14 protein-coding genes and 3 pseudogenes are annotated in these 14,772 nt (G+C 70.0%); 5 read left to right on the top strand and 12 right to left on the bottom strand.

From position 1 onward, the window contains the following. Positions 1–481 precede the first annotated feature (481 nt). Positions 482–1,063, bottom strand: a pseudogene (locus ACL02T_RS19545) (IS630 family transposase); the annotation flags it as partial. A 187-nt stretch (positions 1,064–1,250) separates the two neighbouring features. Between ACL02T_RS19545 and ACL02T_RS19540 the strand changes: the two are divergent. After that, positions 1,251–1,490 carry a hypothetical protein gene (locus tag ACL02T_RS19540; RefSeq protein ID WP_412832149.1) on the top strand — a complete coding sequence of 80 codons (240 nt, stop codon included), beginning with the start codon at positions 1,251–1,253 and terminating at the stop codon, positions 1,488–1,490. 34 nt (positions 1,491–1,524) lie between these two features. On the opposite strand, the gene ACL02T_RS19535 is transcribed toward ACL02T_RS19540, so the two are convergent. Then, entirely contained in the window at positions 1,525–2,286 is a 762-nt protein-coding gene (locus tag ACL02T_RS19535) for a class I SAM-dependent methyltransferase (protein ID WP_412832148.1), read from the bottom strand. A 161-nt stretch (positions 2,287–2,447) separates the two neighbouring features. Between ACL02T_RS19535 and ACL02T_RS19530 the strand changes: the two genes are divergently transcribed. Then, positions 2,448–2,879: a pyridoxamine 5'-phosphate oxidase family protein gene (locus ACL02T_RS19530; protein WP_412832147.1), complete on the top strand. Its 432-nt coding sequence runs from the start codon at positions 2,448–2,450 to the stop codon at positions 2,877–2,879. Positions 2,880–3,868: 989 nt separating this feature from the next. Beyond that, a complete protein-coding gene (locus tag ACL02T_RS19525; RefSeq protein WP_412832146.1) occupies positions 3,869–4,660 on the top strand; it encodes a hypothetical protein in 792 nt (263 codons plus the stop codon). Between the two features lie 232 nt (positions 4,661–4,892). On the opposite strand, the gene ACL02T_RS19520 is transcribed toward ACL02T_RS19525, so the two are convergent. The 6 genes from ACL02T_RS19520 to ACL02T_RS19495 form a co-directional block, all read right to left on the bottom strand. After that, the gene (locus tag ACL02T_RS19520) at positions 4,893–5,456 is read right to left on the bottom strand and encodes a hypothetical protein (RefSeq protein WP_412832145.1); all 564 of its coding nucleotides are present in this window, start codon (positions 5,454–5,456) and stop codon (positions 4,893–4,895) included. Between the two features lie 125 nt (positions 5,457–5,581). Beyond that, on the bottom strand, positions 5,582–6,253 hold the full coding sequence (locus tag ACL02T_RS19515; RefSeq protein WP_412832144.1) for a hypothetical protein: 672 nt from the start codon (positions 6,251–6,253) through the stop codon (positions 5,582–5,584). A gap of 134 nt (positions 6,254–6,387) precedes the next feature. Next, a complete protein-coding gene (locus ACL02T_RS19510; RefSeq protein WP_412832143.1) occupies positions 6,388–7,098 on the bottom strand; it encodes a hypothetical protein in 711 nt (236 codons plus the stop codon). 124 nt (positions 7,099–7,222) lie between these two features. After that, positions 7,223–7,552, bottom strand: coding sequence for a hypothetical protein (locus ACL02T_RS19505; protein WP_412832142.1), 330 nt, complete (start codon positions 7,550–7,552; stop codon positions 7,223–7,225). Continuing rightward, a complete protein-coding gene (locus ACL02T_RS19500) occupies positions 7,537–8,010 on the bottom strand; it encodes a phosphotransferase (RefSeq protein WP_412832141.1) in 474 nt (157 codons plus the stop codon). The genes ACL02T_RS19505 and ACL02T_RS19500 overlap by 16 nt, the downstream gene beginning before the upstream one ends. Positions 8,011–8,127: 117 nt before the next feature. After that, positions 8,128–8,844 carry a phosphotransferase gene (locus ACL02T_RS19495; protein ID WP_412832140.1) on the bottom strand — a complete coding sequence of 239 codons (717 nt, stop codon included), beginning with the start codon at positions 8,842–8,844 and terminating at the stop codon, positions 8,128–8,130. A gap of 420 nt (positions 8,845–9,264) precedes the next feature. Between ACL02T_RS19495 and ACL02T_RS19490 the strand changes: the two are divergent. Continuing rightward, a pseudogene (locus ACL02T_RS19490) lies at positions 9,265–9,762 on the top strand (ATP-dependent DNA ligase); the annotation flags it as partial. Positions 9,763–10,487: 725 nt separating this feature from the next. Here ACL02T_RS19490 and ACL02T_RS19485 read toward each other — a convergent pair. From ACL02T_RS19485 to ACL02T_RS19470, 4 genes and pseudogenes are all read right to left on the bottom strand, one after another. Next, positions 10,488–10,709, bottom strand: a complete 222-nt coding sequence (locus ACL02T_RS19485; protein ID WP_412832139.1) for a hypothetical protein — start codon at positions 10,707–10,709, stop codon at positions 10,488–10,490. Beyond that, the gene (locus ACL02T_RS19480) at positions 10,702–11,064 is read right to left on the bottom strand and encodes a GTP 3',8-cyclase MoaA family protein (protein ID WP_412832138.1); all 363 of its coding nucleotides are present in this window, start codon (positions 11,062–11,064) and stop codon (positions 10,702–10,704) included. Before ACL02T_RS19480 ends, ACL02T_RS19485 begins: the two co-directional genes overlap by 8 nt. Positions 11,065–11,261: 197 nt before the next feature. Next, positions 11,262–11,648, bottom strand: a pseudogene (locus ACL02T_RS19475) (radical SAM protein); the annotation flags it as partial. A 204-nt stretch (positions 11,649–11,852) separates the two neighbouring features. Continuing rightward, entirely contained in the window at positions 11,853–14,048 is a 2,196-nt protein-coding gene (locus ACL02T_RS19470; protein ID WP_412832137.1) for a molybdopterin-containing oxidoreductase family protein, read from the bottom strand. Positions 14,049–14,364: 316 nt separating this feature from the next. Here ACL02T_RS19470 and ACL02T_RS19465 point away from each other — a divergent pair, with 316 nt between their 5' ends. Continuing rightward, positions 14,365–14,715: a cupin domain-containing protein gene (locus ACL02T_RS19465; protein WP_412832136.1), complete on the top strand. Its 351-nt coding sequence runs from the start codon at positions 14,365–14,367 to the stop codon at positions 14,713–14,715. The last annotated feature ends 57 nt before the right edge of the window (positions 14,716–14,772 follow it).

Genomic DNA, 14,772 nt, shown 5'->3' with positions numbered 1-14,772 from the left:
CCGGCACAAGGTCGACCTGTGCTTCATACGACAACCGCCTGCAGATGGCCGACGAGCTGCTCGAGCGCGCCGACCGCACCCCGCGGTGACAGTCCCCGTCCACCGCTTCCGGCTACGCCCTCTCCGATCCCGCCGAGATCGCGCGCTCGCACGACGCGCGGGAATCCCTCGGTGAGCTCGTGGCCGCAGCTCACCCCCGACCCGGCCCCGCGAGCAGCTGCCCCCACGATCTCAGCCCGTCGGCGGCGAGCCCGGCCGAACTGGTGGCTCGACGAGGTCCTCCCACGGGCGGTGCTGGTGCTTCTCGGGATGTTCCTCGCCCTGATCCTTCCGAACCCGGTCAATGTCTACGGCCCTGCCATCGGCGCTGGGACGGCCGCCGTCCTGACAAGCTCCTCGGTCGACCAGGAGTGCCAGTCGGCGCGGACACCCTGAGATCAACCACCACCCCGAGCGGCCGCACCGGCACGGCGTGTCGCCACACCAGCTTTCCGATGCCGGATGCGTCGAGAACAGGCGAGGTGCCGTGCGGGACGTAGTCGTGGCTGGCCCTTGCCGGAGCGCCGGGCAGCATCGGGAACACCGGCTGGGTGCGGTCCAGGGCCTAGATCTGGGTCTTCTCATCCACGCACAGCACCAGCGGGCGTTCGGGCGGGTCCAGGTAGAGCCCGAACACGTCGCGGACCTTGTCGACGAACAGCGGGTCCTTGGACAGCTTCCAGGTGCCGACCTTGTGGGGGGCCAGCCCGAACGTCCGCCACACCCGCGACACCGTGGACTGCGACATCCCCAGGTGGGCGGCGATCGAGCGGGTCGACCAGTGCGTCGCGTCCTTCGGGGCGGATTCCAGGGTCTCGGTGATCAGCCGTTCGACCTGCTCGTCGGTGACCGTGCGGCCGCCCCGCCGCGGCTCGTCGACCAACCCGCCCAAGCGGTGCTCGGCCAAGCGCGACCGCCAGGTCGTCACGGTCGGCCGCGACACCCCCAGTCGAGCGGCGATCTCGGTGTTCGACAAGCCCTCCGCCGCAGCCAGCACGATCTTGCTCCGTGCCGCCAGCCTCTGGCGACTGACCCCCCGCGGGCGGCCGGCGCTGGCCATCAGCGGGTACCGAGCCGGACGGGCCGGAGCGGCCACACCGGCAAGGTGGCGCGATGCTGCTGCATCAGTCGGGTTCCGGACGGGACACGCCGCAGGCATCGCGCGCGCTGCGGGACCAGACCCTGACGTCCCGCTTGTTGTGCTCTCTGCGATGGGCTCCGACGCGTTCACCGACGAGCTTCATACCCCTGAGATCAAGGCCGGGTCGTGGGAGTCAGCTCAAGCCAAGCACCGCTGCTTCGCTGATTTTGTGGCGTCCATGCCGCGGGCCGAGCTGCGCCGTGTCGACGACGCTGGACACTCCGGCCTCATCTGGGAGCGCTCTGATGTCGTCCTCGACGCGATCCGTCACGTCCTGGCAACAGGATCCGGACCGCACACTCGTGTATGAGGTGGGGCGCTCCCGCGAACTCCGTGGCCCGGGTCTACAGGCGGGTGGCCAGCACGACGTGGGTGCGCGAGGTGACGTGCAACGAGCCGCCGAGATCGTCGTCGATGACGCCCCTCAGGGCGTCCACGAGGCGGTTGAGCCGCCGCGGGCCGAGCGCGATGTGGTCGCTGAGTGTCGTCACCAGCCCGAGCCACTCGTCCGCAGAATAGATCCATGCGCCGTTGAGGGTGTGTGACCGGACCCGGGCGAAAGCGGGGTCTGCTACCACGGCGTCGTCGTCGTGGAGCCACGAGGGCGGGCGACCGTCGGAGCACGTCTCGGGTGCGTGGGCGCGGTAGACGGCGTCGAGCGCCGCGAGCGGCTCGTCGTCCAGGATTCGGTGGGTCAGGAACCGCGCGAGCGTCCCGCCGGGAGCGAGCACGGTCGCCGCTTTGCGAGCGCCTCGATGCGGGTCGATCCAGTGCCACGCGGCACCGCAGGTGACCAGGTCGAAACGGCGACCGGCGTCGTCCCACTGCTCGAAGGTCCCGATCTCGACCTCAACGCCGCGGGCACGGGCGACGGAGGCCATCTGGACATCGGGCTCCACCCCGAGAACGTCCAACCCACGCTGGAGCAGCGGTGCAGCCACGCGACCGGTTCCGCAGCCGACGTCGAGGACGCGCTCTGGACAGAGGGCGACGAGTTCGTCGAACAGCTCGACGGGGTAGAGGGGACGGTGTCGGTCGTAGGCCGATGCCGAGACCCCGAAGCCTTCCGCGAGGGCGCGATCGGCGTGCGACATGCCTGCTGCCATGACCCGACGCTAGGCCCTTCGAGGGGGATACTCCTCCCGTTTACCACGCCCGGGTCGAATCAGCTCTCGACCAGAGAACGCGATCCTGCACCACGTGCCCGCCCGCGGGGGGTCACGTCACCCTTGACCTCAAGCCGAGTGCAGGACTGACGATGGCGCTCATGGACTTCGACGTCGATGAGTTCCTGCAGGCGCCGTTGACGGCCCGTGTCGCCACCTCAGGCCCGACTGTGCGTCCCACCTGGTTCCTGTGGGAGGAGAGAGCTTTCTGGATCCTGACCGGCCCCTGGTCCCGGCTGGCCGCACATGTCGCGGCGGACGCCCGGGTGGCGCTCACCGTCGACGTCTGCGACGTGACCTCGGGCCTGGTCCGGCAGGTGGTCGCCCGCGGCCGCGGCGAAATCGTGCCCTTCGACGTCACTCGAGGACGCCGGAAACTCACCCGCTACCTCGGCCCCGACGAAAGCCTCTGGGACACACGGTTCCGCGACTACCTCAGCGCAGGCCCCGCCGGACGAGGCGCCGTCTGGCTTCGGATCCATCCCGAGCGGATGACGGCCACGGACTTGAGCTACCGAGTCCCCGCCGAGTAGGGCCGGACCGCCGAGGTGGGCGCGGTGGCACTGTGGTGGGCATGGGGGATGAGAAGGACTTTCGACGTGAACGGGTACGGCGACAGCGCTTGATGAGTGCACCTCCGAACGAGGTCCCGGTGTGGCTGCCGTGGCCGGCGGTACTGGCGCGGGGTGAGGATGTGGCCGTCCTGTTGGTCGGGCCCCGGCTCTACAGCACGTGCATGCAGCTCGACATCCATGTTCGTGGCCGCGGCGGCGCTGCCTTCGATCTACACATGGCGGCCTCCGGGCGACCGGACGCGAACGGAGACGCGCTGTGTCTGGGAGTCCCCGGAGTCGACGGGTTCGCCGCGACGAACCTGCGCCGCTCGCCGTCCGCGCAGCCGGAGGAGGTCCCCACGCCAACGCCCGGCGGCGGAGGGGGAGGCTTCGGGGCCGTCGCCTCGACCTATCTGCTGCGCCCGTCACCACCGGCGGGACCGGTCACCCTGCGGTGCGCGTGGCCCGTGCGCGGGCTCTGTCAGCAGGCTCGAGGAGACCGGCGTCGAGTTCGACGGCCGCCTGGCCGAACTCGCCGAACAAGCCGAGGTGCTCTGGCCGCTGGAGGACGAAACGCCCTGGTCCATGACGCCACCCGCACCCAACGTCCCACAGAGCGGCTGGTTCGCAGCACACGCGCCCGGCGGCTGAGGGCCGCTCCCACCTGAACCGGAGCGGCAGGCAGCTTCTCAGTCAGAGGTGGTAGGGGGCGAGTGTCTCGACCAGGGCCTCCTCCGTCGTCATCCGGCCCTCGGCGACGGCCTTGAAACGCCGCAGGCCTTCGGGCTCGGTTCAAGTCCGTCGGCGCGGACCGAGGCGAGTGCCTCCGCGACTGCTTCTCGCCGCAGAGAAGCATCGTCATCCGCACCGTCGCTCGCCATCTGCACAGCATCCTCTCCTTCTCCGCGACCAGCGAACGGGATCCGCACGCCAACTCGGCCGCAACCGGGCGGAGCCATACTCACCTCATGCCCGCGCTCACCGATCTCGACGAACTCCGGTCGCGCGCCGCCAGCGCTCTGGACCTCCGTCCCGTGAGGATCGTCGTCGACGACGACGCCGCCCGCGCACTGGAGGACTCGCTCGATCGCGCCGGACTGCTTCTGCTCGGCGAGCTTCACGGCGTCCGGCAGACACCGCAGCTCATCGCCGCTCTGATCGACCGACTCGACATCGGTGTCCTGGCGCTCGAGTGGCCGCAGCAGCTCACCCCAACCGTCGATGGTTACCGCCACACCGGGGTACTGCGCGATCACGACCTGCTCTGGCTGGGCGACGGTCGGCTCACGCCCGGTCATCTCGCTCTGCTGCGCGATCTCGCGCAGCGCGAACCGGCCATCGGCTGGCTGGCCTTCGACTCCTGGGGCGGGGCCCCGGCCCTCGAGGGCGCATCCCCGTGGACCGCTCGTGACCATGCCATGGCTCGCCGCATCCTCGACGGCGCACCGACCACCGGTCGCACCCTCGTCGTCGCCGGCAACGGCCACACGCCCACCGAACCGACCGCCAACGGCATCCCCGCCGGCGCCTGGCTCACGCAGACTCGCCCTGGGCTCCGCGCCATCAGGATCAACTACGGCGACGGCACCATCTACAACCTCGGCACCAGGCCGCTGTCCGGCCGCGGGCAGCCCACCGACGACTATCGGCTACGCCTCGACGACGACCGCCTTCTCCTCGACCATCCCAGTCCGGCTGAGGCCGACGTCCCCCACCGCTCGGACGTTCTCCCAGCCGACCACCCGGACACCCGACGCTGAGCCAGCGATGCGGCGGCATGCGTAGTGCTGGTGCGCGCTCGCCTCTCATAGGCGCCCGCGTCCCGCGGCAAGTCGTTCTCAGAGTCCGTTGTTGCGGCGCGCCCACCGAACCCCGAACACAAGGTGCACCTGCACAGAGCACGACGGCCGCGTCCGACCTCCAGCTCACCGCAAACTATCCATCTCCCGGGGAACCGAGCAGTGTCGGGCATCGGCGGATCCCGCGCTGTGGCTACTCGTCCCGCGGGCGGTACCGGACCCGTACCAGCCAGCCGACCCACGCGATGAGACCGACGAAGTACAGGACGAGGGGCAGCCAGATCGCTACTGGCGCGAGCGAGCCGTCGAGGCTGTTGGCCGCGAGCGTCATCCAGAGCGGAACGAGGGCGAGGAACGCGAGGGTCACGCCCGTCACCACTGCCACGTCGTCGGCCAGCATCCGGCGCACGGTCTGCACCCGCTGAGGCACCGTCCAGTAGCCACGGTTCGGGATGTTCATGGCACCCAGTGGTCCGTGTTGCGCCACGAGGATGGTCACCACAGCCAACGCGGCCATGCCCACCCCCAGCGCGATCCAGACCCCGATGACCTGGCCGGCCGTGCCGAACCTGTCTGCGTCTCCATCGGCGGCGAGGTGCGTCGGGACGGCGCCATCCGGCAGCCGGCCCGCAGCCCAGAACGTGACGAGCGCATAAACGACGCCGCCGGCCCCGACGACGATCCATGGTCGCAACGCGTCCCCCGATCCCGCCCCTGTCCGTATGAACCAGTATCCCGCGATGAGCCGGAGCCGCATTGGGTCCGAGCTCTGACTACTGCGACGGGCCGCAGGCCGGAGCAAGTAAGCCGAGCGGTGCGGGCGTGGCCGCGTCGCCGGAGTGGTGCTCTTGATCCCAAGAGTTCGGCGACGCTCGTCGTCGATCAGGCCAGCTCGAGGGGGTGGGCGCCCAAGGTGGCCGCAGCCCCGGTGGTCACCGCCGTCTCGGCGATCGTCGTGCCTGCGGCGACACCGTGCTCGGCCATCGCCTGGTTCATGATGTCCCGTTCACCGAGGAAGCACCCGTCATCCTGGTCGATGATCACCTCGGTGCGGCGCACCTCGTCCTCGTGCACGAACGCGACGCCTTGCCGTCCGGAGACGTTCCGTGCCCTCTCGACGACGAGGTCGGGAACGAGCTGCAGCGCCTCGCACAGCGTCGCTCGAAGCGGAGCGGGTACCCGCCCGGTCCGCAACGCGTCCCGGGCGTACTGCAGAGGCCCGCAGTACCCCGGCCGCGCGGGTGGGCTGTCCTCGTCGAGACGCGCGAGCAACAGCTGCGGGTCCCGCGGGAGCGCCTCCAGGAACTCGGCGTTCGGGCGCTGCCAACCGCCAGGGTGCGGCCGGGGTGAGCGTCCGCTGCCGGCGGCGAAGTAGTCCCCGAACGGCGCCTGCCAGCGACCGGTGGGCCACCGTGGGGTCACGTCGACGCCGTGCTCACGGGCACGTTCCACGCTGCCTGCGAGCCACCGCTCGGCCCCGGTGAAACGGCGCTCCCAGAGCCAGTCCTCCGCCGGATCGGTGGGAATCCACTCGGTGAGGATCTGTTCGACCATGGCCGTGTAAGGGCCACCCACCTCCGGCCCGAGACCGTGAAAGCCCGTCCACCAGGCCCGAGTCTGCACCCACAGGTAGCCGCCCGAGGGCACCGGCCGATCCCGGAAATCGCGCACTCCAGGGCTGGTCGAACTCACTCCGACGGCCGCCGCTCCTCGCGCCGCACCGTCGCGGTCCCGGCGACACCGGACCACCTCGACGCCCCGCCCGACACCGTCACGGTGCGGTTCCCCGCATCCTCCGGGGCGGTGGGCAGGTCGGGCCACACGTCAATGACCGTCGCGGCGAGCTCGCGGATAGGGCCGGAATCCAACTCTGTCCGAGTCTCGGTGATCTCGTGCTCGAGCCACTGCACGACCACGGTGAGCGGGCCCTCGGGCGGCAGCGGAGTCAGGTACAGCTCCACCATCCGATGGAACTGCCCCCACCGGCTACCGGCCCCCATCACCAGCAACGGCACCCGGGGATCCGGCGGCTGGCCGACACCGCGGCCGCCGCCGTCGAGGTAGGCCGCGCTACGACCGTCCGCGAAGACGACCCCGATGTGCAGACCCACCGGGCGAGGAGCTAATCGAGTCGGCGGCACACCGGAAAGGTCCCGCGGGACACGCATCAACGCCCGCACCGACAGGCTGACCCCCTCCGGCCAGCACTGCGCCGAGTCCAGCGAGACCACCGCCGAGCTGCTCCGACCCAGCCGCACATCCAGCGGGACGATCTTCGGGATCACCCAGTCCCACGGCGGCTGCCCACGAGCCCGGACCCCGGCCGGCCGGGCATACAACGTCGCCGGCTGCAGGCTCGCCTGCCCCGCCGCCAACGCCTCCTCGAAGAACGACATCACGCCCCCCTCGTTGCTTCCCCCGCCGCGAGGCTAGCCCAACTCCCCACGCTCGGCCCTGCGATTCGTCGCCAGCGCGCTCGCCCCCGGTGCGCGGACGTCGAGGTGTCCCGGTTCCGTTCTGCGGTCAGGAAAGTCGGCGTCGATCGTCAGAGTGCGGGCGGCGGAAGGTCTGCACCAAATGGCCCTCGGCGTCGAGGAACATCAACTTCCCCAAGGGACGGTCCACCTCCGCCGACGCTCGCGAGGTCAGGACCTCCGGAGTCGGACAGACCGCGCCCTCCGCTCCTTCGGGCCTGATCAGAGTCAGGAGCGCGCCGTCGTCGGTCAACCACCAGGGCCCGCTCCGGCCTTTGCAGTCGTAGCGGGCGTACCAGGTCCCGTACGCGTGAAAATCAAGCGACGGGCGCGCGGCCAGGTCGGTCGGCACATCGGGCACCTTCAGCGGGATTGCCACAGCACCACAAGTTCTCGCGCCTTCTGCTGGGCTGCGGCTGAGGGGTCGCCTACGACCGAGCAGGCCAGGATGGGTGCGAGAGCGATTGCCCAGGCGCAGGCGCGGTCGGGGTCGACGCCCGGGACGGATCGGCCGAGCTCGTCGGCACGCTCTCGGAGATCGACGTCGCGAGGCAGGGCAGGCCCGAGTACCCAATCGGCGAGATCGAGGTGCGGGTCGCCGACACACGCTCGGGGGTCGATGGCGACCGCGCCGTCCGTGACGCTGCGTAGCACGTTGCCCGGGTGCAGATCCCCGTGGACCAGGTGTGGCGCGCCCTCATAGCTCCGCGCCAGTGCGATCGCTCGCCCTTGCATCGCGTCGAGACCGATGCCGAGGACACCCGACGCCGCCGGGAGCCGATCCAGCCGGAAGCGAGTGAGCTGGATCAGGAACCGGACCCGATCCTCCACACCCACGGGGACGACGTCCGACAGCGTCCCGCTACCGCAGACCCGGCTCCGCCCCCGAGCGGTGCGCTCGACAGGATCCGGCCGGGCATCCGTTCTGCGTCTTTGCGCCCTGAGCGTGCCTCGTCAGGTGAGGTCCCACAGGAGCCGGTAGAAGAAGAGCCGCTCCGGGTCGGGTGCCACGCCGTAGGCGTCGAGCAGGCGGTGTTCGTGTCCAGGGCCGTAGTTCCAGACGGTGCTCCAGGTGGCCGCGGCCAGATCGGCCCAGCGGTCGGCGACACCGAGGCTGCCAAGGTCGACGTGGCCGCAGCAGCGGCCGTCGTCGTCGAGAAGCGTGTTGGGCACGCAGGCGTCGCCGTGGCACACGACGAGCCGGTCCGGCTCGGGAGGGTCGTCCAGGATCCGCAGGGCCTCGTCAAGGGTGAGCCCGAACCGGTGCGGGTCGGGGTTCTGGATGCGGGCGCGACGGGTGGCGACGTCCCAGCTGAACGGGCAGTCGGCCGCCGGGAGCGCATCGTGGAGGGCGCGCAGGCCGGCCCCTACCGCCTCGACCGCCCGCTCGGGCTCGGCCAGCCATCGGTTCTCGACGGCGTTCCGGCCGGGCAGCGGCGCGGTGACCAGCCAGGAACCGTTGGAGTCGCCTCCGTGCTCGAGCAGCGTCGGGACGGTGATGAACGGTGCGACCCAGGCCAGGCGCTCGGCTTCTGGAGTGAGGTCGACGCCGGGCGGGGCCCATTTGATGTAGCAGCGCCCGGGGATCTCGTAGGTGAGGCCACCGAGCATGTTTTGCCAGACCGGGCGCAACTCCGCGCCCGCTGCGAGCCAGGTGACGACCGCCGGCACCGGCACCTCGTCGCCCGGCGGGCCCGCGAGACCAGGAGGACGTCCACATCCACCTCCAGTCAACGACGGGCGAAGGCTTCCGCGACCCTCACAGACGGGTAGATCACGGACATGTCGCCGGCGTGCAGCCGGTAGTTGAAGCTCGCTCGCGGCTGGCGCGGCTCTGAGGGCAGCTCAGGACTCTCTGTCGAAACGCATCGAAGCGACCTGCGCCCATCGGTGATCACGTTCCTCAAATGGGTGTCGGAGTGGAAGGCCGCGTGCATCATGGCGCCGCCGACTCTCGCATCTCCGCCAAGTAGATGTCGATCGAACGAGGCTCCATAGCCTGGCACGACCGCAACAGCGTCAGACACTGGCGCAAAGGGCGAAGCAAGCGACGGGTTCCGCCCTGGCCCGCAACAGGATTCTCGGAACTCGCTCACTTTCGTGTTCGACCTGCTGGCCCTCGAAGGCGAGGGCCTACGCCCCCTGCCGTTCGCGGGGCGCCGTCGCCACCTGGAAGAGCTGCTCGAGCGCCGTCTCTCGGACGGCCTGGTGCTCATGCCCGACTCCACCGACCCGGTAGTGGCGCGACTATGGAAGCGCGAGCACACCGCGTCCGGGATCGAGGGCGTCTTCGCCAAGCGGATCGACCAGACCTACCGCGCTGGCGGGCGCTCGTGGCGCAAGATCAAGGCACGGATGACAGACGAGGCCGTCGTCGGGGGAGTGATCGGCTCGCTGGACGACCCCGACGCGCTCATCGTCGGCCGATACGGCGAGCACGGTCGGCTGCGAATCTCCGGCCGGACGACTCCACTCCGCAGGGACGCCCGAGCCTACCTCGGTGGGGTCCTCGTCGCGGCTGTGTGCACGTCGCGTTCTCGGATGGGCGCCGCGGGTACGAGGAAGGTCAGCACGATGCGCAGAGCCTGATTCCGCCTCGTGACGGGTGGGTGCGGGTCGCTGTCGCGGAGGCGGTGAACTCGGCGAGCAGGGCCGCCGCGGGGCCGGTGAGCGCCGGCAGCAGCTCCGCCGGCAGACCGCTGACCGCGCTCCAGTCGCGATCGACCTCGAAGGGCCGGCCCTGGCCGGGGTCCGTCAGATGCACCCGACGGTGGCCGCGGCGTGTCGTCGGTGGTCGCGTGCTGGCGGGCACGGGAGCACATGGTGGGACCGGATCGCTTGTGCGGGGCGAATCCCAGCATCCCGGCCTGTGTGGACAGCCGAAGGGCGAGATCGCCTGCGAAGGTCAGCTGGGTTTCCCGACCGGGCTGTGGGCGAACTCGCGATGGACCAGCAGACATCCGCGGCACAGCCGCTCGACGGTGTGCAGTGGGATCCGGGCACGTCGGCAGCGTCCACATCGTCCTGGTGGATAGCGGGCGCGGGCGTGGCGCCATGACGACATCCTCGGCAGCGACGCGTGGTGATGCCCCAGCCGTAGCAGTCCTCGCAGGAGCGCACCGGGTGGCGAGGCTGGGCAGGGGCTCTGCGTGGCTGGAGCAGCCCGCCGCGGTCGAGCAGCCGTGCTCCTGCTGCCTTGAGCGGTAGCGCGATCTGGTCGAGCATCTCTTCGGCGACGTGGGTCTCGCCGTCGGCGTCGCGGAGCGCCAAGGCCAGCCGCAACAGGCTCATCACCATGGAAGGCCAGGTCGGGCTCAGACCCGCGTTCGCAGCCGCTTCCTCGGCGAGGGCGGACAGCAGGATCTCCTCCTCGCAGCGGCGCCCCGCGATCCGGTGACGCCGAACGCGAGCGAGGACTTGCCGGAGCCGGACACTCCGGTGACCGCGACGACGGCGTCGCGGGGGAAGTCGACGTCGACCGACCGCAGGTTGTGGACCCGCGCTCCGCGGACCTCGATGAAGCCGCGGTCACCCACCGATGTAGGACATCTCGATCTTGGGTCCGCTCGCCGCTCCGCGGCTGCGCAGCTCCGAGTACCGGTCGTCGCGCTCGCGCCAACGTCGGCCGATCAGGGCGTCGAGCTCGGTGTCCGGGGCTCCGGCCTGCAACGGTGTCCGCAGGTCGGTGCCGGCCCCGGCGAACAGGCAGGTGTAGAGCTGCCCTCTTGCAGAGATGCGGGCGCGGGTGCAGTCCCCGCAGAAGGGCGCGGAGACCGACCGTATGAAGCCGATCTCGCCGCCACCGCCGCGGTATCGGTAGCGCTCGGCAACCTCGCCACGGTAGGCGGGGTCGACGGGCTCGATCCCGAAGCGGGCGTCGAGGGCGGCCACGATCTCAGTGGCGGGGACGACCCATCGAGCCGCCAGCCGTTGGTCGCGCCGACGTCCATGTATTCGATGAAGCGGACGGTGCACCCGGTGCCGCGGAAGTACCCGGCGAGGTCGAGCAGCCCCTGCAGACCGGGACCGTCGTTGATCTCGCGCCGCACCACCGTATTGATCTTCACCGGCCCGAGACCCGCAGCCTGCGCGGCGTCGATCCCGGCGAGGACGTCGGCCACGCCGAAACGGGAGTCGGTCATGGCGCGGAACACGTCGTCGTCGAGCGAGTCGAGGCTGACGGTGACCCGGTTCAGTCCGGCGGCGGCCAGGGCGGGCGCCAGGCGGGCGAGCAGGGAGCCGTTCGTGGTGAGTGCGATGTCGATCTGCTTGTCGGTGTCCGGTCGGCGCAGCTCCGCGAGCCGCGTGATCAGGGTGGGGAGGTCGCGGCGCAGCAGCGGTTCACCGCCGGTGAGCCGGATCTTCCGGACTCCGCCGTCGACGAAGAGGCCGGCGAGGCGGGTGATCTCGTCGACGGTGAGCAGGTCGGGCCGGGGCAGGAAGGCGTGGTCCGGACCGAACCGCTCGCGGGGCATGCAGTAGGTGCAGCGGAATTTGCAGCGATCGGTCACTGAGATCCGCAGGTCCTGCAATGCGCGTCCGCGCTGGTCGGTGGTGGTGGACAGCGGCACGGCGATCGTCATGGGAAGCTCCAGGGAACCCCGCCGCACCGGCCCGGGCGGGCGGGCCGGTGCGGCGGTGTGGTGGACGGGACTGCGAGCGGGCGTGCCCGTGCCCCGTCAGGACCCGGCCACCGGCCGCGCGACCAGCGGGTCCACGACCTTCGCGACGTCGACCAGGTTGTCGGAGTAGACCCCGGCGTTGCCGAGCTGGTTGTGCTTGTCGAGGGTGATGGTGTTGACGGTGCTGCCGGATGCCTTGTTCTGCCAGTGCCCGACGTTCGCCATGACCAGGCCCTTCATCACGATGTCGTCGACGACGGCAGGCCCGGCGAACGCGCCACGGTCGTTGAACACCCGCACGACATCGCCGGCGGCGATGCCGCGCTCGGCGGCGTCCTCGGGGTGGATCCAGACCCGCTGGTCGCCCTGGACGTCCTGCTTGTCCGCGGCGTTGGCGTACTGGCTGTTGAGGAAGGCGTGGGGCTTGGGCGAGACGATGTTGAGCGGGTACTTCGCGGCCAGCTCGGGATTCGACTCGGGCGACTCGAAGGGCGGGACGTAGTCGGGCAGCGGGTCGAGATAGCCGCCGGGCTGCATCTTGTCGTACATCGACCGCCACACCGGGACGACGAAATTGCCGCCCTCGGCGAGGCTGGACTTGAACTCGCACTTGCCCGACGGCGTCGGGAAGTTCCCTTCGGCGTGCGGGGCCCGCTCGTGGGGCAGGCCGACGTTGAGCCGGGCGTAGCCGGTCTCTTTGAGCGAGTCGTAGGTGATTCCCTGCAGTGCGGGGGCGTCCCAGTCGTGGAAGTCCCGCAGCATCTGCTCGTCGGTGCGGTCCCAGTAGTCGTCGGTGAAGCCCATCATCTTCGCCAGCCGGCGGAAGAGCTCCGAGTTCGGGACGCACTCCCCCGGCGGCTCGATCGCGGGCTGGTTGAGCGAGATGTAGAGGTGGCCCCAGGTGACCATGATGTCGAGCTGCTCGGCCTGCATCGTGGCGGGCAGGACGAGGTCGGCGAACTTCGCGGTGTCGTTGACGAAGTGGTCGCTGACGACGGTGAACAGGTCCTCGCGCAGCAGCCCGGCCATGGTCTTGGCCTGCGCGGGCCCTTGGGAGACGGGGTTGGAGTTGTAGACGAACAGCGACTTGAGCGGCGGGTCGAGCTCCATCTCCCCGGTGAGCGCCATGCCCAGGTCCAGCTCGTTGATCACCCGGGTGCCCTCGGGGATCCACTCGGGCATGCAGATCTTGTCGAACAGGGTCGGGAACTCCCAGATCGGCATCTCCATGGTGCCGCCGCCGACGTGCCGCCACGCCCCGACCAGCGCGGGCAGGCAGGTGATGGCGCGGATGGCCTGGCCGCCGCCGCGGCTGCGCTCGATCGCCACGCCTTGGCGGATCGCGGCCGGCTGGCTGGTCGCGTACTCGCGGGCGAGGGTCCGCACGTCGTCGGCGGGAATTCCGGTGATCTCCTCGACGCGCTCGGGCGGGTAGTTCGCCGCGCGCTCGGCGAGCTCGTCGAACCCGACGGTGTACTTCTCGACGTAGTCGGTGTCGGTCAGCCCCTGGGCGATGATCTCGTGGATCAGGCCCATCGCGAGCGCGCCGTCGGTGCCCGGGCGGATGGGGATGTGCCAGTCGGCCTGGCGGGCGGTGCGGGTCCGGACCGGGTCGATGACGACGATCTTGGCGCCGTTGTCCTTGCGCGCCTTGAGCAGGAACGGCCAGCCATGGAGGTTCGTGCTGGTCATGTTCATGCCCCACACGATGATGTACTTCGAGTGGGCCATGGACTCCACGTCGAGCCCGCCGGTGCCGCCGACGGTCATGTGCCAGGCCGTCGACGAGCCGGACTCGCAGTAGGTCTTCTCGGCGACGGTCGACCCGAGTCGGTTGAAGAAGGCATCGCCCGAGGTCAACCCGTTGATCACGCCCTGGTGACCGAGGTAGGCGTGCGGCATGATCGCCTGGCTGCCGTACTCGGCGATGATGTCGGTCCAGCGCTGCTTGATCTCGGCGAGCGCCTCGTCCCAGGTGATCCGGACGAAGTGGCCCGTACCCTTCGGGCCCACCCGCCGCAGCGGGTACAGCACCCGGTCGGACTGGTAGTGGTGCTCCGGGAAGTTCTTCAGCTTCACGCACAGGCCACCCTTGGTCATCGGGTGGTCCGGGTCGCCCTTGACGTCGACCAGCTTGCCGTCGGAGACGTGGAACAGCATCGCGCACGTGTCCGGGCAGTCGTGCGGGCACGCGCCTCGGACGATCTTGAGTTCGCGGCCGGTGGTGGTGCCGGCCTCAGGAGCGAGCGTCATCGGGATGAGCCTCCACAGGACTGGTCTGGGAAAGGGCGCCGGATTCGGATGGCGGTTCCCCTCAAGTCACGCAGTCAGGCATTTCCCCGGCATGACCGGAATGTAACCCCGTGTAAATCAAGGATCGGTATCTGCAGATGCAGATACAGTCGGATAGAGGAGCGGTTCAGCCACGTTTCCTGGCGATGAACGAGCAGCTCAGCTACTTGCCACAGGCCCGGCGGCTCCCTACGGTCCATATTTGCAGATGTCTCGGACAGGCGTCAAACGACTACGGTCGACCCAGTCCGATCCACTCGAAATGAAAGAGCGCGCAATGACGACACAGACCTCCGAGTACGCCCGTTCCGCGATCACCGCCGAGGACTGGGAGCCGTTCGTGGTCGGCGGCGAGGCCATCGGCGAGGTCCACTGGATCCGCACCGAGGGCGCCGAGGGAGCCACCCTGAACGTGGGCCTGTGGCGCTCGGAGCCGCAGAGCTTCCCGTACCCCTTCAACGCCGACGAGACCATCCACGCCCTCGAAGGCGAGCTCGTCATCGACCTGGTGGAGACCGGGGAGAAGGTCGTCCTGGCTCCGGGGGACGTCGCCTCCTTCGTCAAGGGCACCAAGTCCACCTGGACGGTCACCAGCCCGTTCAAGAAGCTCTTCGTCATCAGCGGCTGAGCGTCGCGCCCGCCCCGCCTTTGGCGCAGGCGGGCGCCGCCGTCCGACCTCCCTGTC

This window comes from Pseudonocardia oceanicola (assembly GCF_047200735.1).
Classification (GTDB): domain Bacteria; phylum Actinomycetota; class Actinomycetes; order Mycobacteriales; family Pseudonocardiaceae; genus Pseudonocardia.
The sequence above is the reverse complement of the archived record's forward strand: the minus strand, read 5'-3'. Positions and strand labels throughout refer to the sequence as shown.